Genomic DNA, 19,391 nt, shown 5'->3' with positions numbered 1-19,391 from the left:
CCGCGGCTTCAAGCGCGTAATTGCCGCCGCTCTCGAATTGCATGCCGATGGAGCGCGACCGTGAAACGTACTTTTCAGCCGTCCAAGCTAGTCCGCAAGCGCCGGCACGGCTTCCGTGCGCGCATGGCGACGAAATCTGGCCGTATTATCCTGGCTCGCCGCCGGGCCAAGGGCCGCAAGCGTCTGTCCGCTTAAGGACGATGCCAACGCCGCTTCCTGCCGTCCGACGGCTGAAAACGCGGCGCGAATTTTTGCACGTCGCAAAAGGTAAAAAAGCCGTCCGATCGGGCGTGGTCATCCAGGCCCGCTCGCGAGACGGCTCTTTGCATTTGCAGGACGCGCCCATCGGGGCCGGCTTCACCGCCACCCGCAAGATCGGCGGTGCCGTCATCCGCAATCGGGCCAAGCGCCGTTTGCGGGAGATTGTCCGGCTGCTTCTCCCCCTCCACGGACAGCCCGGCATTGACTATGTATTCATCGCACGTGCGACGACGCCCGATCGGGACTGGTCGCGCCTGGTGGGGGATGTCGAAAGCGCATTGGTGAGTCTGGCCGACGGTCAGGTCCCGGGCGATCGCGAACACAAAGCGCAAGAGGCCTGAGTTTTCATGGGCGAAGATCAACGCAACCTGTTTATCGCACTGGGCCTGATCCTGGTGATCCTGACTGGCTATCAGGTCTTCGTCATGGGGCCGGCCGAGGAAGAGCGCCGCGCCGAACAAGAAGCCGCCGTTGAAGCGGCCGGCCAACTCGCCGATCCGGACCTTCCTGCCTCAGCCTTGGAACCGGCCGCCCCGACGACGGTCGACCGCGAAACCGCGCTGACCGGCAATCAACGTGTCGTCATCGATGCCCCGGCCGTGCTCGGCTCGCTGTCGCTGACCGGGGCCCGTCTCGACGATATCCGCCTGCGTCGCCACAGCGAAACGATTGACGACCCGACGCCGGTCGCCCTGCTCAACCCGATCGGCAGCGACCATGTCTTCTACGCCCGTGATGGCTGGACCTCGGGCACGGCCGGTTTCAATGACCTGCCGGGTGGCGCCACCGAATGGACGCTCGCGTCAGGCTCGACCCTGACCCCGGATACGCCGGTCACCCTGACCTATGACAGCCCGTCAGGCCTGCATTTCGAGCGCGTCATCTCGGTCGACGAGAATTATCTTTTCACGCTCACCGACGTGGTCACCAATAATTCCGGCCAGGAAGTCGAGTTGTCGCGCTATGGCCTGGTGCGCCATGAGGGTCGCCCGGAAGACGAGACGCGCAACATGGCCGTCTTCGAAGGCGCCCTGGCTGTCGTCGATGGCGCCATGGTGCGCAGCAGTTTCGGCAAGCTGGAAGACGGCAATCAGACCGAGGACAGCGGCACTGGCGGCTGGGTCGGCGTGACCCAGCGTTACTGGATGGCGGCGGCCATTCCCGATCAGGACCGTCCCTTCACGGCCCGCTTCCGCACCATTGAACGCGGCGAGATTGATGCCTTTGAAGCCAGCTATGTCGAACAGGCCATCGCTGTTCCGGCTGGCGAAAGCCTGGCCTCCACGACACGGATTTTCGCCGGCGCCAAGGAACTTGGCGTGTTGCAGCAAGTCCAGGACGTGGTCGGCATCGAGCGTTTTGACATGGCGATCAATTGGGGCTGGTTGTGGTTCCTGACGCGGCCTTTCGTCTGGCTGCTCACCATGTTGGAAGGCGCCCTGGGTCAATTCGGCCTCGCCATCCTGGCGCTGACCCTGATGGTCAAGATTGTCATGTTCCCGCTGGCCAACCGCGCCTACGCCTCGATGGCGAAGATGAAGGCCGTGCAGCCGAAAATGGCCGACATCAAGGAGCGCTACGCCTCGGACCAACAAAAGCAGCAGCAGGCGTTGATGGAGCTTTACCGCACCGAGAAGATCAACCCGCTGGCCGGTTGCCTGCCGATCCTGCCGCAAATCCCGATCTTCTTTGCGCTCTACCAGACCCTGTTCAACGCCATCGAAATGCGCCACGCGCCCTTCTTTGGCTGGATCCGTGACCTGTCGGCCGCCGACCCGACCAATATCTGGAACCTGTTCGGCCTGATCCCCTACGACCCGTCCGGCATCTGGCTGATCGGGGGCATTCTGGGCATTGGCGTCTGGCCGATCATCATGGGCCTGACCATGGCGGCGCAGCAGGCGCTCAACCCGCCGCCGCCGGACCCGATGCAGGCGCGCATCTTCGCCTTCCTGCCGATCGTCTTCACCTTCATCCTGGCCCCGTTCGCGGCCGGCCTGGTGATCTACTGGGCCTGGAACAACTTCCTGTCGGTGCTGCAGCAATACATCATCATGCGGCGTCACGGGAATGAGACCCAGGTCGACAAGTTGATCGCCCGCCTGATGAAACGGGACCGCGGAGACTGACCCTGACCGACGGTAGCGACGACCTCGACATCGGCCTCGGACGGCGTTTCTTCTCGCGCCCCTGCACCTTCCTGATGGGTGCAGTTGCGCTGGATCATCTGCCCGAACCGGACCGAATCGAGATTGCCTTTGCCGGTCGCTCGAATGTCGGCAAATCCTCGCTGATCAATGCCCTGACCAACCAGAAGGGCCTCGCGCGCGCCTCGGGCGAGCCTGGGCGGACGCGCGAGCTGAACTTCTTCAATGTCGAAGGCGGCGACCTGCGCATCGTTGACCTGCCCGGTTATGGCTATGCCAAGGCGCCCAAGCCGGTGGTCGAGAAATGGACCCGCCTGACACGCGCCTTCCTGCGCGGCCGGGTCAATCTCAAACGCGTCTACCTGTTGATCGACAGCCGTCACGGCCTCAAGGATGTCGACCTGAAGATCATGGACGTGTTCGACGAGGCCGCGGTGAGCTATCAGGTCGTGCTGACCAAGACCGACAAGATCAAACCGCCGGCTGTCGCCCGACTGATCGGCGAGACCGGCGAGAAGATCGCCAAACGCCCGGCCGCCTTCCCACGCGTCGTCGCCACATCCAGCGCCAAGCAGGACGGCGTCGACCAGCTGCGGGCCGAGATTGTCGCCTTGCTGCCCGACATGGGATGACAGGGGCATGTTGCGTTTCCTGATCCCGGCGCTGTTCGCCCTGCCCGCCCTGACCCTTGCGACGACAGAACGCGCCGATGCGGCCGAACTGTGCAATGAAACCAGCTATATCGTCGAAGCCGCGACGGCATGGCCGGTCGATGGGGGCGTCGCGATCGAGGGCTGGACCCGATTGCGTCCGGGCGATTGCACCACTGTCGCCAGTGATGTCGATCTCGATGGCGACCAACCGATCTTCTTCTACGCCAAATCCTCCATCGCCTATCTCGGCGGTGTGCGCGAATGGCGCGGCACCGTGCCGCTGTGTGTCGATGAGGCGGATTTCGAAGTCGTGGCCAACACGCGCTGCGCCTCGCTCGGCCTGGCCTCACGCGACTTTTTTATCCGGGAAGGCGATGACCGCGAGCGCACCGTGCTGGTCGAACCGATCGATTTCGGCATCCGTGCCAGCGTCGCCGGCATCCAGCGCCTGCTGCAATCGGCCGGCTATCCGATCACGGCGGTCGATGGGTTGAGCGGTCGCTCGACCGCCCGCTCGATCAGCAGTTTTCTCAGCGATGCCGGTCTTGCCAGCCGCCCCTCCGATGATGCGCTGATTGACGCGCTGGAGGCTCGCGCCCTGGGCCGCAACGCCGCCAGTGGCCTGAGCGTGTGCAATGAGGCCGACGGCGACATTGCTGTCGCAATCGGACACCAGGTTGGCACGATCTGGCAGTCCCGCGGCTGGTGGCGTATCCATGCCGGTGAGTGCGCGCGTGTTCTGGCCACCCGGCTGGAGACGGCCAACACTTTTTACTATGCCGAGCGCATCAATACCGCCGGGCGACGCGGCCTGACCGAGGGCGATGAGGGCTTTTGCATCGCACCGGCCCGCTTTGTCGCCGAGGGGCGCCGTGACTGTGCCGACCGTGGCTACACCGCCGCCGATTTCCGCCGCATCACCCAGCCCAGCGAGGGCGGTGCCCGCATCACGCTCGGTGAGGGCGACTTCCGGAGACCCTGACATGGCCGATCTGAGACATATCACCCACTGGGTCTTTGACCTCGACAATACGCTCTACCCGTCCGACGCGCCGATCATGACCCAGGTCGATCAGCGCATGACGCAGTATGTCGCGCGCCTGCTGGACCTGCCCGAGGACGAGGCGCGCGGCGTGCAGAAATCCTACTGGCGCGACTACGGCACCACACTCAACGGGTTGATGGCCAACCACACGGTCGACCTGCGCCACTTCCTCGACTTCGTCCATGATGTCGATCCGACCGTGATCATACCGCATCCCGAGCTGGAAGCGCGGATCCGCGCCCTGCCCGGCAAGCGCCTCGTCTACACCAATGGCTCACTTCGCCATGCCGAGAATATTCTCGGCCATATGGGGCTGACCCACCTGTTCGACGATATCTTCGATGTCGAGGCGTCCGGCTTCCAGCCCAAGCCGCATCAGGCCGGCTTCGACAGTTTCGTCAGCAAATTCGCATTGCCGGTTCCCGAGTCGGTCTTCTTCGAGGACAGTGTCCGCAATCTGAAAACCGCCTTCGACATGGGCTTCACAACCGTTCTCGTCCGCGCCAAACATGGGCCCCGCGACGATGAAAGCGCCGCGCCCGACGAACATCCCGATCATGTCCACCACGCCGTGGACTGCCTGCCCACCTTCCTCGGCACCGTACGGACCGCCGCGACACCGGACGATGACGCCACGTGACGGACCAAGCCAATGCTGCCGCGTTTGATCCTGGTGATGACGATGTGTTTGCCCGCATTGCCGACAAGTATGATCTGCTCTGCGACATATTCAGCTTTGGCATTCACCGTCTCTGGAAGGCTGGCATGGCGCGCCGCATCGCCGCCCTGAATGTCGACACAGCCCTCGACCTGGCCTCCGGCCCCGGCGACATTCCGACCCGGCTGGTGGGACGCAGCGGCGCGCCTCGCCGCCTGATCGTCACCGATCTCAGCCCCAAGATGCTCAGCCTCGCCAGCGAGCGGCTAGCCGGACAGGACCATATCGCGATATTTCGCCTCGATGCCCACACGCTCGACGGCATCGACGATAATTCCGTCGATCTGGTCAGTATCTCCTTCGGCATGAAGATCTGCGACCGAGAACGCGTCCTGGCCTCCGCGCTTAGGGTTCTCAAGCCGGGTGGCCATCTTTTGAACCTCGAGGCCGCCCGTATCCCCGTGCCGGTCATCCACTGGGCCTATTTGACCTATATGGATATCTGCCTGCCACTCATTTCCGGCATTGCGACCGGCGGCGACCGCTCGGCCTATGACTACCTGCTCAAGGGCATCCACACATTTCCCGATCCCGTCAGTTTCTCCGAAGAAATTGCACGGGCAGGGTTTGAAGACGTGCATCATACCAATTACACCGGCGGCATCGTGGCCCTGCACGAAGCCCGCAAACCCGACACCAAGAGTACAGCCCCATGACCGATACCACCCTCATCACCACCATCGACAACGCTTGGGACAATCGTGACAGCGTCTCGACCGACACGACCGGTGAAATCCGTGATGCCGTGGAGACCGCGATCAACCTGCTCGACAGTGGCAAGGCGCGGGTTGCGTCGCGCGGGGATGACGGCAATTGGGTCGTGCATCAATGGCTGAAGAAGGCGGTGCTGCTGGGCTTCCGGCTCAACCCGATGGATCTGATCGACGGCGGCATTGCCGGTGCCAAATGGTGGGACAAGGTGCCGTCCAAGTTTGATGGCTGGGGCGAGCCCGAGTTCAAGGCCGCCGGCTTTCGCGCCGTTCCGCCTTGTGCCGTGCGCCGCGGTGCCTACATCGCTCCGGGCGCGGTGCTGATGCCCTCCTACGTCAATCTGGGCGCGTATGTCGGCGAAGGCACGATGATCGACACCTGGGCCAGTGTCGGCTCGTGCGCGCAGGTCGGTGCACATTGCCATATATCGGCTGGCACCGGCATCGGCGGCGTGCTGGAGCCGCTGCAGGCCGACCCGGTCATCATCGAGGACAATTGCTTCATCGGCGCCCGTTCGGAAGTCGTCGAGGGCGTGATCGTGCGCGAGGGGTCGGTGCTGGCGATGGGCGTCTACATCACGCGCTCGACCAAGATCGTTGATCGCACCACAGGCGAGATCAGCTATGGCGAAGTGCCGCCCTGGTCGGTGGTCGTGCCCGGCGCCCTGCCCGACCCGAAGGGCGGTCCGAGCCTTTATTGCGCGGTCATCGTCAAACGCGTCGACGCCCAGACCCGGGCCAAGACTTCGATCAACGACCTTCTGCGCTAGTCGGCCTCGGCCAGCCAGGCCTCGATACCGCGGGCTGCTGCCATGCCGGTGGCAAAACAGGCCTGCAGCAGGTAACCGCCGGTCGGCGCATCCCAATCCAGCATTTCACCGGCCGCGAACACACCCGGCAGGTCGCTCAGCATGAAGCGCGCGTCGACCGCGTCACGTGCAATCCCGCCTGCCGAGGAGATCGCCCGCTCCAGACCGCGCTGGCCGTTGACGGTCAGGGGCACGGCCTTGATCAACCTGGCCAGGCTGCCCGGATCACGCGGCAGGTCCGGGACGGCGTCCCGCAGGACGGAAATCGCCTGCGGCGTCAGCCCGGCCTTGCGCAAGGTATTGGTCAGCGACTGACCCTTTTTGGCCCGGCCCAGCCAGGCGGTCATGTCGGCCAGATCGCGATGGGGCTTGAGATCGAGATGCAGCGTAACCGGCTGCCCTGTCGCCAGCGCGTCGCGGATTGGCCCGGCCAGCGCATAAACGGCCCCGCCTTCCAGGCCATAGCGCGCGATCATCGCCTCGCCCGCGACACGTTCCTCGCCGAGTGACAGGGCGATGGTCTTCAGCGGCGCTCCCGCGAAGCGGTCCTGTGTGATCGCGCTCCAACGGGTCTCGACGCCGCAATTGGAGGCGGAGAATGGAACCAGCTCAACGCCGCGCGCGGACAACAGATCCGCCCATCCACCGTCGGATCCGAGACGCGGCCAGCTTGCACCGCCAAGGGCCAGCAATACCGCGTCCGGACGCGTGGTGACGCGCCCGTCCGGCGTCTCGAACATCAACGCGCCGTCATCGCTCCAGCCGACCCATTGCTGGCGCAGATGCAGACTCACGCCCATTTCTTCAAGACGCATCCGCCAGGCCCGCAGCAGGGGCGAGGCCTTCATGGCTTCGGGGAAGACACGGCCCGACGAGCCGACGAAACTGGCCTGCCCCAGCCCGTCACACCAGGCCCGCACGGCACCCGGGTCGTGCTGCATGACTGCCGGGCCCAGCCAGTCCGCCGCCTCACGATAACGCCCCAGAAAGGCCGGCAGCGGTTCGGAGTGGGTGAGGTTGAGCCCGCCGCGTCCCGCCATCAGGAATTTGCGTCCCGGCGTCGGCATGCGTTCATGCACGTCGACGCGATGGCCGATCAGGGCGAGATGTTCAGCGGCGATCAGGCCGGCCGGGCCGGCACCGATGATGGCGATGTGTCTGGATGCGAGGGATGACATACAGCCGCCATAGCGGTTGCACGATCAAAAGGCGAGGCGAAGCCCCACCATCGCCGGTCTAGGGTCGCAGGACGATGACCGGATTCTCGCGCGGTGCGGTATAGGCATTGAGCACACGGGCCTGGATGTAGACCGCCGCCGGATCCGGCGTATCGGTGATACTGATACGCAAGCTGCCATGGGCGGGAATGGTCACCACGCTGGCCGCATTGGCAAAGTTGCGCGGACCGACATTCTGCAACACCACGGGCAGCGGCCCGTCATTGCGGACATTGACCCGCAATACGGTTGAATTGCGCTGATAGTCGGCCACCTCAAGGCTGAGCACGGCCCCGAGCACGGTCTGCATCACGTCTTCCCGGCCGATGAACTGGTTCTTGAACAGGGCCACCGTTTGCCGGGCTTCCAGCCCGTCACGAATTCCCTGCAGGGAGCGCTCGGACGCGATCACCAGCGACGCCGTGCGGTGCTCCCCAGCAATGATGTCATAATCATAGTCGATCAGGCCGTGAATGTCGGACGTGCCGAGAATGGCCAGGTCATTGTCGAGGGCAAACTGAAGTGCTTCCTCGCTGAACTCGCCGCCATTGGCCACTTCAATGCCCTGGATCAGACCTTCGCTGACCAGCGCCTGCTGCTCGGCCGGCACCTGCATGATCCCGGCAGGCGCATCGTGGCCCCAGGCCGGATGGTTCCAGAAGGTGAAAGCGCCCTGGCGCTGTGCTTCTTCAAGGGCGAGCCGGGCATTGGCCAGATTATCATCTGCGCGGCGTTCGATCGTCAGGATCGGATTGGCATCCTGGACGAAGACAGCATTGACGTGACCGGGGGGCAGTTGCCGCGTGATCTCCACACCCGGAATAACCAGGGGCGCACTCTCGCCGGCATTGGCCGCAGCCAGCTCGGCCAGCTCGAAAGACCGGTTGCGATCGGGATGGGGGATGTCGTCACGGTGCGGCTGGTATTCCAGGTGCTCGGTCACCGCCATGGCATCAAGCTGGTCACGCGACGACTCCCAGACCCGCACGGTCGGCCAGACATGCCCGTCGGAAAACACGCTGTGCGTATGCAGGTCCACCACCAACAGGGCACGGCCATCCGGAAAGTCAGGGAATTGCAGCGACCGGGACGGCCGGACCTCGGCATGCGGATGGTCATGGGCATGAGCGGGTTGAGACGTCGCCTGCTGGCCGGAAGCGGAAGGTCCCGCCAGGCCGAATAGGATGATCAACGCGCAAACACGATACAGATATGACAACATGAAGCCCCCCCTGCATCGGCTCTACCCCGCCCCCATGACATGCACACGACCATCCGGTGACAGGGACGCGACGACGGGAGCTGTGCTGATGCGCCGCTACCGCTTTGGTGTCGAATCTGGTCACATGGTGGAAATCACTCACAAGGGGCGCGCCATGACTGACGACATCACCAGGGAAAAGCCGGTGGCCAAAAATCCGGCGGCGCCATACGGCTCGGCCGACAACCCGTCGGAATTCGACGTATTGCACCGCATGGGCTCCGAAGAGCCCTATTTCATCATCCGCGGCGGCGACCCGCTGTCCGACGCGCTGGTGGAGCTGCACGCCTATATCGGGGCCGGTCAGTCCGGCGCGGCCCATGACACGCTCGAGCGTATTCTCGCCCTGACCTCGCAGAAGCCGCCGCGTCCGGTGGGCTCGCCGAAATACCGCGAGACCTTCAAGATCTCCGTCTCGATGGAGCGCTTCCGCGAGACCCACGGACGTTCGCACTGAGCGGCAGCTCCTGCGCCTTTGATCAATGCAATGGGTATGACGGCGATGAAACCGGTCCTGCGTCGCGGCAACGCTGCCGATCATGACGCGCTCGGCTTGCTCATGCATGCCGCCGTGCATGGCCCCGGCAGCCCGTACCGTGCGGCCCAGCGCCAAGCCTGGATTGCCGCGCCGCGGTCCGGCCCGGACTGGGATGCCCGCCTGTCCGGTCAGACCATCATCCTGGCCGAACAGGATGACCATCCCGTCGGCTTCATGACACTGGCACCGCCGGACTGTGTCGATTTCGCCTTTATCCATCCAGACTGGCAGGGATGCGGCCTGTTCCGCCGTCTCTATCAGGCACTGGAAGACCACGCTCGCGAAACCGGTATACCTGCCCTGCGCGTCCATGCCAGCCTGCAGGCACGACCGGCCTTTGCGGCCATGGGTTTTGCGGTCACAGCACAGGAAACCGTCACCATCGGCGACCAGTCGCTGGCCCGCTTCGCCATGGAAAAATCGCTGCCCCCCCGGCAACGGGCTGACTAAAAAAGTGGTCCGCCCGAAACCTCCGGACGAACCACATAGAGGGGACTCAGGAAAAGCGGCGACGCAGGAGTTTGAACGCCTGCGCGGATTCCGGCATGGCGTGGCTCAATCCCATGAAGCCGTGCAGCGTGTTCTCGAAACAATAAAGGCCGGCCCTGCCGCCCGCCCGACGAACCCGGCACACGAAATCGGCACCTTCATCCCGCAGCGGGTCATAGCCGGCTGTGATCACGGTGACCGGCGGCAGCCCGGCAAACCCGTCGGCCAGCAAAGGTGACACATCCGGCAATCGAGCCAGTTCCGGATCGTCGAGATAATTGCCCGCCGACCAGGCGACATCCTCGCGGGCCAGGAAATAGCGCCCGTCACCGAGGGTCTGGCGCGAGCCGTGCTCGGGCAGATCGGGAACCAGCATGACCGGGTAGAACAGCGCCAAATGGCTGAGCGTGACCTGCGGTATGTCCCGGGCGCGCAGGGCAAGCGCTGCCGCCATCGTTCCGCCCGCACTGTCGCCGGCGAGGGCGAGCGATGACAGGCCGCGCCGGGCCAGCTCGTTCCCGGCCCAGGCCAGGGCCGAGAGACCTGCATGGATCGCGGTCGGGTATTTGTTTTCCGGCGACAGGGGATAGCCGACACTGGCCACCACATGCCGCGTCGCCACCGCCAGGCGGCGCGCGAAGCCGTCATAGGCATCCAGATTGCCCAATACACAGCCACCACCGTGAAAGAAGACCAGCACACCGCGCGCCCGGCCCCGCGGTTCATAGACCCTGAGGTCTGCGACCTGCCCCTCGACAACGGGCCCGGTCGCCGGTTCAACCGACTTCATGCGCGGGCCGGGCTGGTCGACTTCCGTCATCAGCCCTGAAATCGCGGCCCGCGCCTCGTCCAGCGGCAGATCACGGATGGGTGGCGCGTCCGGCGGGGTGGCATCGAGGAAGGCTTGCGCCCCCTTCGAGAGGGGGCGCGGCCGAGCCCGCGCCAGCGGTACGGGCCGGGTGGTATAGGGTCGGAACCACATGCGCCTTATTGCGTCCGCAGGACAAGGCGGATGTCGAAGGTCCGCGGCGCACCATAGTAGGCGAGCTGGTAGCCGGGGAATTCGATCAGGTCGAAGGCCTGGTTGATATAGGCTTCATCAAACAGGTTGCGGACACCCGCCCGGATCTCCCACCTTTCGTCCGCCGCAGCGATCGAGGCGAAAGCATTGACCAGGGCATAGCCATCCTGCGCCAGACTCTCGGCACTGGAGACGGTGGTATAGGTCTTCGACCGCCAGGACGCATCGGCATGGACGGTGGCATAGAGATTATCGCTCACCGGCCACTCATAGGTGAAGGCAATGCCGCCACTCAGTTCCGGCGTGTTTACCAGTTCCCGGTCGTCAGCGATATTGACCCCGCCGGCGCCGATATATTCCTCGTAGAAGGCGTCCATATAGCCGACATGTCCGGTCAGGGTGAGTCCGTCGGCAGGGCGCCACATGGCTTCCGCCTCAACGCCCTGGATGACCGCCTCGCCGGCATTGGTAAACTGGGCCTCAAAGGCACCCGTCCCCGGATTGGCGGTGAAGCTGGACAATTGCAGGTCGGTGTAATCATTCCGGAAGACCGCCGCATTGAGGACCAGCTCACCGTCCATCAGCGTCGATTTGATGCCGGCCTCATAGGACCAGACAAATTCGGGATCATAAGGGTTGGCATCGAAAGGCGTGTTGGAGCGACCATCAAAGCCGCCGCTCTTGAAGCCGCGCGAGGCCAGCCCGTAGAGCATGACGGCATCATTGACCCGATAGTCCAGCCCGATGCGCGGGGTCAGGGCGTCAAAGGTTTCAGACGTGTCGATATCCGTCGCCACAATCCCGGCCCCGGTCTGGAAGGGCGGCGGGTTGGACGTGCCCGGTGCATAGACTTCCTGCAGCCGCGTGAAGGACTTGTCCTCGGACGTATAACGCAGGCCACCGCTCAGGCGGAGCCGGTCGGACAGGGCATAGCTGGCGTCAAAATAGGCCGCCCAGGCTTCTGTGTTCTGGTCATTGATGGAGGCCGTCTGCAGGGGATAGGGCAGATAGGCTCCACCGCCCAGCGGCAGGGCAATGGCACTGCCAGCCAGCCCGTTAAACGTGGTGTCCTGATCATCGAAATAATAGACACCGCCGGTCAGTTGCAAGGCACCGCCAGCATCATATTCGGCGCGAAACTCCTGGCTGAACTGCTCGGCTTCCTCACGAACAAAGATCTCGAAAATCTCCAACTCAGTGCCGTCCAGATCGAGATTGGAGTCGTAGTCCAGTGTCCGCTGCCCGGTAATCGAGGTCAGGCTCAGCGCGTCCGACACCTGCCATTGGGCCCGCGCTGTCACGCCCCAGCTCGACAGGTCGTCGAGGTCATTATAGCTGGCGCGGATGGCGTAGGGATCGTCCTGGGCGGCGAAGATGCTGACCGTACCGGTCGCCGGATCAATGCCCGCGACATCCGTCATCCGCGCCGGCGTGCGTGAAGTGTCCGGGCTGTCGCTTGCCCCTTCCACCGTCAGCTCGAGTTCGACATCATCAGTCGGCATGAACAGGAAGCCGAGACGACCCGCGATACGGTTCACATCGCCATCATCGGACCCATCGACCTCATTGGTGGAATAGCCATCACGAGCGGAATAGAAGAGCGCCGCCTTGCCGGCCAGCCTGTCATCAACCAGATCCCCGGACATGCGTGCCCGGGCGAAGAGCTGGCCGTGATTGCCGGCTCCCAGTTCGAGCCGCGCGCCCGGGTCCGAGCCCGGCCGGGTCGAGATGAAGCGCACGGCGCCACCGATCGTGTTGCGGCCGTACAGCGTGCCTTGCGGCCCGCGCAGCACTTCCACCCGTTCAACGTCGAACACGTCGAGGATCGCGCCCTGGGTGCGCGCCAGATAGACATCATCCAGATAGACACCGACACCCGGCTCGGCGAAAGCGAGTGAGTCGACCTGGCCGACGCCGCGGATATAGATGACCGCGTTTTCGGCGTCGCCGGTATGCATGGTCAGGTTGGGCACGGCGTTCTGCAGGGCAGAGATGTCGCTCGCCTGGAGGTCTTCCAGCTGCGCCTCGCCGAAGGCCGAGACCGACAATGGCACATCCTGCAGGGATTCCTCGCGGCGCCGAGACGTCACGACGATCACGTCATTGCTGGTGCGGGCAGCGGTCCCGTCGCCGCCTTGGGCCTGCGCAGAACTGGCGGTGGCGAGACTGATGGACCCGGCCAGAGCGATACACACGGCGATTGTCGAAGATGTCCGGAACAGACACATTTTCATTGGTATTCCTCCCCATGATCGACCGGTTATTCCGGCTTGATCTCATGTTGGGAGAAGTGTGCGCCCGGCTGGAGACTGCGCTCAACCGGAGAAATAGCGGAAAGAATACCCGCAAAATCTGCGTCTATTCTTCGCTGTCATCTACTGTTTCCGGACCGAGACCGAAATGCGCCCGGCCCGCCGCCAGGGTGCGTTCGAGGTGCCCGCGCAACAGGGCCTCGAGGCGCTCGGACGGGACCAGCACGGTTGTGCGCCGGTCCTCGCCGGTCTTCGCCTTTGTGAGAAAACCGTCACTGACGGCCCGATTGATCCGCTCTTCCCGGGTCCGGTTGGATCCGGTCTTCATGGCCTGGCAAGCGGCCGATACGGTGATCGGCGTGCCGCGCCAGTGCGAGCGCAGGCAAGCGACGAAAAGATACCAGAATTCCTGCGTGAAATAATGCGGTTGCCCGTCAAAGGCGCGATCCCAGTCGCGTGCATAGTCTTCCAGGAATTCCGACCAGTCGGCCAGCGCGTCGACATTCATCGTATTGCGGTCATCCTTGCGCATACCGGTTCCGGCACTCATTCCCAAACCCCTGCATTACCGCGCTTGTGGCGCTCGGGGCAAGCGATCGGCGCCCGGGCCACACGCCCTAGCCAACCGGCGAGCCATCCTTGCGTGTGAACAGACCCGGCCCGGAATAGCGACCAGGCTTCGCTTCCAGGTCAATGTCGGGATAGTGCGCCCCGTCTTCATCCAAGCGGGAACCGACGACCAGGAAGACACAATCGGCCTCCGACTTGTTGATGAGACAATGCCCGTCCGCCACGCCGCCAGGAAAGCCAGCGCATTCGCCCGCCCGTATCGGGGTTTCGCCGACACCAGTAACCAGCACGGCCTCGCCCTCCACAAGCCAGACGAATTCATCTTCATGCGTATGCCAATGGCGCTGCGCCGACCAAGCACCCGGTTTGAGCCGAACGAGATTGACCCCGAATTGGCTGAGCCCTGCCGGCCCGGTCAATCGGCGCACCAGGCGCCCGTCGACCACGCCAGCGAATTCCGGCGGATATCCGGTACCCGAGCTTTCCTGAATGTCACTCACGGCAAATTTGGGCATGGTTGCCTCCTTGGTCTTGCCTGGCAGCCGCAGTTTGGCGCCGCCTGCGCGCCTGTCCGGCACCGAATATCGGTGACGCCCCACGCCGGCACCAGCACCAGCACCAGCACCAGCACCAGCACCAGCACCAGCACCATGGCGACCACATGATCTCGCGGACAACGCAAACCCGCCGCCCTGTATAACCCGTTACGACCAATACGACCGCTGATCGCTACGGCAAACTTTCGCAGTGGCACCGGCGGCCCTACCCTGCCCCCGCCCCACGGCCTCGGCCTCTGCACCTTGAACGCGACCTCCTCGCCTCCTCGCCGCCTCGCCGCCTCGCCGCCTCGCCTCCTCGCCTCCTCGCCTCCTCGCCTCCTCGCCTCCTCGCCTCCTTGCCTCCTTGCCTCCTTGCCGCCCGGCCACCGGCTGCCATCGGCCCAGCGGATGCCAGGTCAATGCCTACGCTCCCTTGTAAGGAAATATAACGCGCCTTTGTCTCAACATGCCTTATAAGGACAATATGGAGGCAGCGTTATGACTACGAATTTGACGCAAGCAGGCTTGCTGCAGCTCGATCTGGACGCGCATCAGGCGCTGGAATCGCAACGGGCTTCGTTGGACGAGACGCAACTGGACATTCTCAAACGTGTCCTGGCAGCCGCAAGCGACAGGCGCGCCGTCGGCGGGGACATAAAGCCCTCAGCCCGTCCGACCACACCGCACCCGCATCGCCAGGAAGAGTCGCGCCCGCCACCAGGGGGCTGGCAGGACATGGCGGGCGTCAGCGACCGGAAGACCGGTGATTATCTGGTTCGATTGAACATCTATGCCCAGTTCGCGGAAAGCCAAAAGGCCGCCTACCGATTGGCTTTGATCTGGCTGGAAAAACAATATCCTGGTACACTTCACCGGCTCGCTGACACAGCCTCGAGACGCCGCCGAATTGTCGCACGGTCGCCGCAGGCCCTTTATCCCAAGTCCCCATCGCTGGTGAATATGGCTGAAAAGCTGATCGACGACTGGTATGTCGATGTGAACCTCTCGAAACAGCAAAAACTGTCGAGGCTCAAGATCGCCTGCCGCGTTGTCGGCCTCGAATTCGGCAAGGATCTGGTTGTTGACCTTTGATACTGCAAATGATCTCGCCAACCCCCTGCCGCTCGCCCAAGCCCTGATCCGGCGCCCGTCGGTGACGCCGGCCGATGCCGGGGCGCTGGGCGTGCTGGAAGCGGCACTTGAGCAGCTAGGCTTTGCGTGCCGCCGCTACCCGTTCGGCGAGGTCGATAATCTTTATGCCCGGCGCGGCACGGCGTCGCCCTGCTTCCTGTTTGCCGGCCATACCGATGTCGTCCCGCCCGGCGCCGACGCGGACTGGCAGCGACCGCCCTTCGGAGGCGAAGCCGATGACGGCTTGCTGTGGGGGCGTGGCGCGGCCGACATGAAGGGCGCCATTGCGGCCATGGTCGCCTCGGTTCAGCGCTTCCTGGACGCCGCCGGCGAGCCGGACGGATCGATCGCCTTCCTGATCACCGGCGATGAGGAAGGTCCGGCCATCGACGGCACCAAGGCTGTCCTCAAGGCGCTGGCCGATGAGGGCGAGCAATTCGATCATTGCCTGGTCGGTGAGCCGACCAATCCCAACCAGCTTGGCGACACCATCAAGTCGGGTCGGCGCGGCTCGCTGAACTGCACGCTGACCGTGACCGGTCGGCAGGGCCATGTCGCCTATCCCGAACGGGCCGAAAACCCGATCCCGCCGCTGCTCACGCTGCTTGGCCGCCTGCTGGCGCGCAAGCTGGATGACGGGGTTTCGCCCTTCCAGCCATCCAATCTCGAAGTCACATCCGTCGATGTCGACAATCCAACCACCAATGTCATTCCGGCAACCGCCACGGCGCGGCTCAATATCCGCTTCAACATCGCCCATACCGGTGATGCTTTGAGCCAGTGGATCCGCGACGAGGTCGCCAAGAGCGACCTTGAGTTCGACGGGCGGGTCGAAGCCGACATCCACGTCACCGGCGAGGCTTTCCTGACCCCGGCCGGTGCCTTCACAACCTTGTTGCAGGATTGTGTCGAGGCAGAAACCGGTCGCCGCCCGGCCCTCACCACGGGCGGCGGGACCAGCGATGCCCGCTTCATCCAGCTCTATGCCCCGGTGGCCGAGTTCGGCCTGGTCGGCGCCACCATGCATCAGGTCGACGAACATGTGGCGATCAGCGATATCGAGAGCCTGACCGCGATCTACACCCGCATCCTGACCCGCTATTTCCAGGACCGTCCCGCATGATCGGCCTCGTGATGGAAGGCTGGCGCGGCATGGTCGGCGCCTTGCGTCTGCTGACCTTCCGGCCGGGCGGCGAAGCAATGTTCGACGTCTCGCTGCGCGGCTTCTGGCGCTCCTTTGGCGCCATCCTGTTTGCGTTGCCGCTTGCGGCACTGGCCCATATCGAGCGACAGCATCTGGGCACGACAGTCAGCGCACAGACCTATTTCCTGATTTTCTTCGGGACCTGGTTGAGCTTTCCGCTGACCGCCGCGCTCGCAGTGGCGATTGCCGGTGCCCGAAAACGCTATCTGCACTGGGTCGTCGTCCACAATTGGGGCGTGGTCTGGCTTTATGGCGTGATCGCCGCCATCCTGTCGCTGGAAGTGATCGGCCTGATCAACGCCCAGTTCCGCGACTTCCTGTTCTTCCTGTACGGCTATCTGCGCATTCTCGTGCACTGGCGCATCGCCTATGTGACGTTGGGCCTGCCGACGATCACGGCGGCGCTGACGGCAACCATCCCGGCAATGACCTCATTCCTGGTGCTGGTCGCAATCAGCCAGGCACTGGCGACCGGTCAGGCACCGGCCGGGTAGTCCACCGCCGTCAGATAAAGGCCGTCGGCGGGCGCGACAGGGCCGCACCGGCTGCGATCGGCAGCGTCGAGGGCACGCTTGAAGTCCCGCGCCGACCATTTGCCAACGCCGACTTCGACCAGTGAACCCACCATTGATCGCACCTGCCGGTGCAGGAAGGAACGGGCCGAACAGGTCAGCTGCACTTCTTCGCCATAGCGTGACACCGCGATCGCATCGAGCGTCTTGACCGGGCTCTCGGCTTGGCATTGGGCATCGCGGAACGTGGTGAAATCATGCTGACCGATCAGTGCCTGGGCGGCATGATGCATGGCGTCAGCGTCGAGCTTTCGGGTCACCCGCCAGACCTGTCCCTTGTCGAGGGTGAGCGGCGCCCGGCGGTCGATCATGCGGTAGAGATAGTGACGCTGTGTCGCCGAAAAACGGGCATGGAAGTCGTCGGCGACGCGCACCGCCTCGATCACCGCCACCGGGTCCGGTTTGAGATGGTAATTGATGGCATCGCGGACCTTGTCGGTGGAGAGATCCTTGGTCAGGTCGAGATGGGCGACCTGGGCCAGCGCATGCACGCCGCTGTCAGTGCGGCCAGCGCCGTAAACCAGCACCGGCGCGCCATCGAGCTTTTCGGCGGCGCGTTCCAGGCTTTCCTGCACCGATGGCGCATTGTCCTGGCGCTGCCAGCCGGCGAAGGGACGGCCATCATACTCGATCGTGATCTTGTAGCGCGGCATCAGCCCAGCACCGTGCCCGGCGGCACATTATTGCCATTCAGGAAGGTGGCCGCGTCCATGGCGCCCTTGCCTTCGCGTTGCAGGCGGGTGAGCGTCAGCGCGCCGTCGCCACAGGCAATGGTGAGTCCATCCAGCACCGTTCCCGGGCTTGTATTCCCGGCCTCGGCAAGCCCTGCCATCAAGACCTTGACCCGGACCGGTCCCTTCTCGGTCGGCAGCTCAAACCAGGCGCCCGGAAAGGGCGAGAGACCGCGAACATGACTGACCAGCTCGCTGGCCGGCCGCGTCCAGTCAATCCGCGCCTCGGCCGAGGAGATCTTGCTGGCATAGGTGACGCCGTCATCGGACTGCGGCACGGCTTCGAGGGAGCCGCGCTCCAACGCCGCCAGGGCCCGCGGCCACATCAGGGCGCCGGCATCCATCAGCTTGTCGTGCAGGCTGGCGGCGGTATCGGTCGGGCTGATCCGGACGGTTTCGGACAACAGGATGGGACCGGTATCGAGACCCGCTTCCATTTGCTGCAGCTGCACGCCGGTGAGGTCGTCCCCGGCCATGATGGCACGCTGGATCGGCGCCGCACCCCGCCAGCGCGGCAAAAGAGAGGCGTGCAGGTTGAGGCAGCCCAGTCGCGGCGCATCAAGCGCTGCCTGTGGCAGGATCTGGCCATAGGCGACCACGGCCGCGAGATCGAGATCAAGGCTGGCGAAGTCCTCGATCACTGCCGGATCACGAAAACTCGCCGGCGTCGAGACCGGTATGCCGAGGACTTCCGCGAGCTGGTGGACCGGCGTCTTCTGTTCCGCCTGGCCGCGACCGCGTCGGCGCGGGGGCTGGGTGTAGACGCGGGCGACCTCATGGCCGGCAGCCGCGATCTCCGCCAGCGAGCGGGCAGCAAAATCGGGTGTTCCCATGAAGGCGAGGCGCAAGGTCATATTCGTGCCGGTTCGTCAAAGCTTCTGATTGGCATTTGATATCGCCCCTGGCGCTGAAACACCAAGCCCGCGCCTCACCCGCCCCGCGTCGTCGCATCCGGGATGTCGTTGTGACAAAGGCGATCACGACGGTGTGTGATCGCAACAAATCGTGATGGCAGACGCTCGAATATCCACTACGCGCGAACCGGGCAAAGTGGTAGATCGCACGCACGTGCCGATCACGGCACGCGGGTCAAGGACACCTCACATGCGTATGCAATTTGCCGCTGCCTGTTTCGGCGGCGTGCTTCTGATGGCCTGCTCGGCGCCGGACTCCGTGTCGGCTGACCAGGATCTGGCCGCACTCGAAACCCCGGCCGAAGATACCACCGCTGCAGAAACCACCGTCGAGACACCGGTTGAGACCGCGATGCCTGCGGACATCACCACCGAAGCCGACCTGTCTGCCGACGCGCAAGCGATGTGCACGCAGGACTATGCTCCGGTCTGCGGCGCCAATGGCGAAACCTACGGCAATGCTTGCGAAGCAGCCGCTGACGGCGTCGAAGTCGCAGCGACCGGCGAATGCCATGCTGACGAAGAGACGCAAGACTAAGCGTCGCCGTCACTGACAGGACTGCCGACAGGGACGGGCTGGTTCGGAAACGACCAGCCCGTTTCCCGTTC

The 19,391-nt window shown here is 64.1% G+C and carries 22 protein-coding genes; 14 read left to right on the top strand and 8 right to left on the bottom strand.

All coding sequences use genetic code 11. The annotated features are described in order from the left end of the window. The first annotated feature begins 60 nt into the window (after positions 1–60). The 8 genes from rpmH to dapD all read left to right on the top strand — a co-directional run bounded on the left by rpmH (position 61) and on the right by dapD (position 6,304). Positions 61–195, top strand: a complete 135-nt coding sequence (gene rpmH / locus C7435_RS01355) for a 50S ribosomal protein L34 (protein WP_075188732.1) — start codon at positions 61–63, stop codon at positions 193–195. Between the two features lie 5 nt (positions 196–200). Continuing rightward, positions 201–602, top strand: a complete 402-nt coding sequence (locus C7435_RS01350) for a ribonuclease P protein component (RefSeq protein ID WP_075188731.1) — start codon at positions 201–203, stop codon at positions 600–602. A 6-nt stretch (positions 603–608) separates the two neighbouring features. Next, on the top strand, positions 609–2,390 hold the full coding sequence (gene yidC, locus C7435_RS01345; RefSeq protein WP_121209736.1) for a membrane protein insertase YidC: 1,782 nt from the start codon (positions 609–611) through the stop codon (positions 2,388–2,390). Between the two features lie 74 nt (positions 2,391–2,464). Beyond that, positions 2,465–3,040, top strand: a complete 576-nt coding sequence (yihA, locus tag C7435_RS01340; RefSeq protein ID WP_233350646.1) for a ribosome biogenesis GTP-binding protein YihA/YsxC — start codon at positions 2,465–2,467, stop codon at positions 3,038–3,040. Between the two features lie 7 nt (positions 3,041–3,047). Then, positions 3,048–4,043 (top strand): DUF1036 domain-containing protein, encoded by a 996-nt coding sequence (locus C7435_RS01335; RefSeq protein ID WP_121209734.1) that lies wholly within the window; start codon positions 3,048–3,050, stop codon positions 4,041–4,043. A 1-nt stretch (position 4,044) separates the two neighbouring features. After that, on the top strand, positions 4,045–4,746 hold the full coding sequence (locus C7435_RS01330) for a pyrimidine 5'-nucleotidase (RefSeq protein WP_121209733.1): 702 nt from the start codon (positions 4,045–4,047) through the stop codon (positions 4,744–4,746). After that, positions 4,743–5,480 carry a ubiquinone/menaquinone biosynthesis methyltransferase gene (locus C7435_RS01325; RefSeq protein WP_121209732.1) on the top strand — a complete coding sequence of 246 codons (738 nt, stop codon included), beginning with the start codon at positions 4,743–4,745 and terminating at the stop codon, positions 5,478–5,480. The genes C7435_RS01330 and C7435_RS01325 overlap by 4 nt, the downstream gene beginning before the upstream one ends. Next, positions 5,477–6,304, top strand: coding sequence for a 2,3,4,5-tetrahydropyridine-2,6-dicarboxylate N-succinyltransferase (gene dapD, locus C7435_RS01320; protein WP_121209731.1), 828 nt, complete (start codon positions 5,477–5,479; stop codon positions 6,302–6,304). The genes C7435_RS01325 and dapD overlap by 4 nt, the downstream gene beginning before the upstream one ends. On the opposite strand, the gene C7435_RS01315 is transcribed toward dapD, so the two are convergent. Together C7435_RS01315 and C7435_RS01310 are read right to left on the bottom strand one after the other, a co-directional pair. Continuing rightward, the gene (locus C7435_RS01315) at positions 6,301–7,521 is read right to left on the bottom strand and encodes a TIGR03862 family flavoprotein (protein ID WP_121209730.1); all 1,221 of its coding nucleotides are present in this window, start codon (positions 7,519–7,521) and stop codon (positions 6,301–6,303) included. The genes dapD and C7435_RS01315 overlap by 4 nt on opposite strands. Positions 7,522–7,579: 58 nt before the next feature. Continuing rightward, entirely contained in the window at positions 7,580–8,782 is a 1,203-nt protein-coding gene (locus C7435_RS01310) for an Sb-PDE family phosphodiesterase (protein ID WP_075188723.1), read from the bottom strand. An 88-nt stretch (positions 8,783–8,870) separates the two neighbouring features. On the opposite strand from C7435_RS01310, the gene C7435_RS01305 reads away from it, so the two are divergent. Both C7435_RS01305 and C7435_RS01300 read left to right on the top strand, forming a co-directional pair. Then, the gene (locus tag C7435_RS01305; protein ID WP_233128228.1) at positions 8,871–9,278 is read left to right on the top strand and encodes an aspartate decarboxylase; all 408 of its coding nucleotides are present in this window, start codon (positions 8,871–8,873) and stop codon (positions 9,276–9,278) included. A gap of 36 nt (positions 9,279–9,314) precedes the next feature. Next, positions 9,315–9,809, top strand: coding sequence for a GNAT family N-acetyltransferase (locus C7435_RS01300; protein WP_170150302.1), 495 nt, complete (start codon positions 9,315–9,317; stop codon positions 9,807–9,809). Between the two features lie 46 nt (positions 9,810–9,855). Here C7435_RS01300 and C7435_RS01295 read toward each other — a convergent pair whose 3' ends face one another. The 4 genes from C7435_RS01295 to C7435_RS01280 all read right to left on the bottom strand — a co-directional run bounded on the left by C7435_RS01295 (position 9,856) and on the right by C7435_RS01280 (position 14,206). Next, positions 9,856–10,830, bottom strand: a complete 975-nt coding sequence (locus C7435_RS01295) for an alpha/beta hydrolase (RefSeq protein ID WP_121209728.1) — start codon at positions 10,828–10,830, stop codon at positions 9,856–9,858. A 5-nt stretch (positions 10,831–10,835) separates the two neighbouring features. Beyond that, positions 10,836–13,103, bottom strand: a complete 2,268-nt coding sequence (locus C7435_RS01290; protein WP_121209727.1) for a TonB-dependent receptor — start codon at positions 13,101–13,103, stop codon at positions 10,836–10,838. Positions 13,104–13,227: 124 nt separating this feature from the next. Then, positions 13,228–13,671 carry a hypothetical protein gene (locus tag C7435_RS01285; RefSeq protein WP_075188720.1) on the bottom strand — a complete coding sequence of 148 codons (444 nt, stop codon included), beginning with the start codon at positions 13,669–13,671 and terminating at the stop codon, positions 13,228–13,230. Between the two features lie 67 nt (positions 13,672–13,738). After that, a complete protein-coding gene (locus tag C7435_RS01280; RefSeq protein ID WP_121209991.1) occupies positions 13,739–14,206 on the bottom strand; it encodes a cupin domain-containing protein in 468 nt (155 codons plus the stop codon). A gap of 522 nt (positions 14,207–14,728) precedes the next feature. On the opposite strand from C7435_RS01280, the gene C7435_RS01270 reads away from it, so the two are divergent. The 3 genes from C7435_RS01270 to C7435_RS01260 are packed head-to-tail and all read left to right on the top strand — an operon-like array spanning position 14,729 to position 17,059. Next, the gene (locus tag C7435_RS01270) at positions 14,729–15,322 is read left to right on the top strand and encodes a hypothetical protein (protein ID WP_147422597.1); all 594 of its coding nucleotides are present in this window, start codon (positions 14,729–14,731) and stop codon (positions 15,320–15,322) included. Next, positions 15,309–16,484 carry a succinyl-diaminopimelate desuccinylase gene (gene dapE / locus C7435_RS01265; protein WP_121209724.1) on the top strand — a complete coding sequence of 392 codons (1,176 nt, stop codon included), beginning with the start codon at positions 15,309–15,311 and terminating at the stop codon, positions 16,482–16,484. Before C7435_RS01270 ends, dapE begins: the two co-directional genes overlap by 14 nt. Then, positions 16,481–17,059: a hypothetical protein gene (locus tag C7435_RS01260; RefSeq protein ID WP_121209723.1), complete on the top strand. Its 579-nt coding sequence runs from the start codon at positions 16,481–16,483 to the stop codon at positions 17,057–17,059. The genes dapE and C7435_RS01260 overlap by 4 nt, the downstream gene beginning before the upstream one ends. Here the strand turns inward: C7435_RS01260 and truA are convergent. After that, complete coding sequence (truA, locus tag C7435_RS01255) at positions 17,041–17,790, bottom strand: tRNA pseudouridine(38-40) synthase TruA (RefSeq protein WP_121209722.1); 750 nt, start codon at positions 17,788–17,790, stop codon at positions 17,041–17,043. The genes C7435_RS01260 and truA overlap by 19 nt on opposite strands. Continuing rightward, positions 17,790–18,722: a methionyl-tRNA formyltransferase gene (gene fmt / locus C7435_RS01250; RefSeq protein ID WP_121209721.1), complete on the bottom strand. Its 933-nt coding sequence runs from the start codon at positions 18,720–18,722 to the stop codon at positions 17,790–17,792. The genes truA and fmt overlap by 1 nt, the downstream gene beginning before the upstream one ends. A gap of 250 nt (positions 18,723–18,972) precedes the next feature. On the opposite strand from fmt, the gene C7435_RS01245 reads away from it, so the two are divergent. Continuing rightward, positions 18,973–19,320, top strand: coding sequence for a Kazal-type serine protease inhibitor family protein (locus C7435_RS01245; RefSeq protein WP_121209720.1), 348 nt, complete (start codon positions 18,973–18,975; stop codon positions 19,318–19,320). The last annotated feature ends 71 nt before the right edge of the window (positions 19,321–19,391 follow it).

The organism is Maricaulis maris (genome assembly GCF_003634045.1).
Classification (GTDB): domain Bacteria; phylum Pseudomonadota; class Alphaproteobacteria; order Caulobacterales; family Maricaulaceae; genus Maricaulis; species Maricaulis maris.
Note: the sequence above shows the minus strand (reverse complement) of the source record. Positions and strands in the feature narration are given on the sequence as shown.

Excerpts from the sequence above, each read along its gene's own strand:
- C7435_RS01350 (WP_075188731.1), top strand. The coding sequence starts at position 201 with ATGCCAACGCCGCTTCCTGCCGTCCGACGGCTGAAAACGCGGCGCGAA.
- yidC (WP_121209736.1), top strand. The coding sequence starts at position 609 with ATGGGCGAAGATCAACGCAACCTGTTTATCGCACTGGGCCTGATCCTG.
- yihA (WP_233350646.1), top strand. The coding sequence starts at position 2,465 with ATGGGTGCAGTTGCGCTGGATCATCTGCCCGAACCGGACCGAATCGAG.
- C7435_RS01335 (WP_121209734.1), top strand. The coding sequence starts at position 3,048 with ATGTTGCGTTTCCTGATCCCGGCGCTGTTCGCCCTGCCCGCCCTGACC.
- C7435_RS01330 (WP_121209733.1), top strand. The coding sequence starts at position 4,045 with ATGGCCGATCTGAGACATATCACCCACTGGGTCTTTGACCTCGACAAT.
- dapD (WP_121209731.1), top strand. The coding sequence starts at position 5,477 with ATGACCGATACCACCCTCATCACCACCATCGACAACGCTTGGGACAAT.
- C7435_RS01315 (WP_121209730.1), bottom strand. The coding sequence starts at position 7,521 with ATGTCATCCCTCGCATCCAGACACATCGCCATCATCGGTGCCGGCCCG.
- C7435_RS01310 (WP_075188723.1), bottom strand. The coding sequence starts at position 8,782 with ATGTTGTCATATCTGTATCGTGTTTGCGCGTTGATCATCCTATTCGGC.
- C7435_RS01305 (WP_233128228.1), top strand. The coding sequence starts at position 8,871 with ATGCGCCGCTACCGCTTTGGTGTCGAATCTGGTCACATGGTGGAAATC.
- C7435_RS01300 (WP_170150302.1), top strand. The coding sequence starts at position 9,315 with ATGACGGCGATGAAACCGGTCCTGCGTCGCGGCAACGCTGCCGATCAT.
- C7435_RS01295 (WP_121209728.1), bottom strand. The coding sequence starts at position 10,830 with ATGTGGTTCCGACCCTATACCACCCGGCCCGTACCGCTGGCGCGGGCT.
- C7435_RS01290 (WP_121209727.1), bottom strand. The coding sequence starts at position 13,103 with ATGAAAATGTGTCTGTTCCGGACATCTTCGACAATCGCCGTGTGTATC.
- C7435_RS01285 (WP_075188720.1), bottom strand. The coding sequence starts at position 13,671 with ATGAGTGCCGGAACCGGTATGCGCAAGGATGACCGCAATACGATGAAT.
- C7435_RS01280 (WP_121209991.1), bottom strand. The coding sequence starts at position 14,206 with ATGCCCAAATTTGCCGTGAGTGACATTCAGGAAAGCTCGGGTACCGGA.
- C7435_RS01270 (WP_147422597.1), top strand. The coding sequence starts at position 14,729 with ATGACTACGAATTTGACGCAAGCAGGCTTGCTGCAGCTCGATCTGGAC.
- C7435_RS01260 (WP_121209723.1), top strand. The coding sequence starts at position 16,481 with ATGATCGGCCTCGTGATGGAAGGCTGGCGCGGCATGGTCGGCGCCTTG.
- truA (WP_121209722.1), bottom strand. The coding sequence starts at position 17,790 with ATGCCGCGCTACAAGATCACGATCGAGTATGATGGCCGTCCCTTCGCC.
- fmt (WP_121209721.1), bottom strand. The coding sequence starts at position 18,722 with ATGACCTTGCGCCTCGCCTTCATGGGAACACCCGATTTTGCTGCCCGC.
- C7435_RS01245 (WP_121209720.1), top strand. The coding sequence starts at position 18,973 with ATGCGTATGCAATTTGCCGCTGCCTGTTTCGGCGGCGTGCTTCTGATG.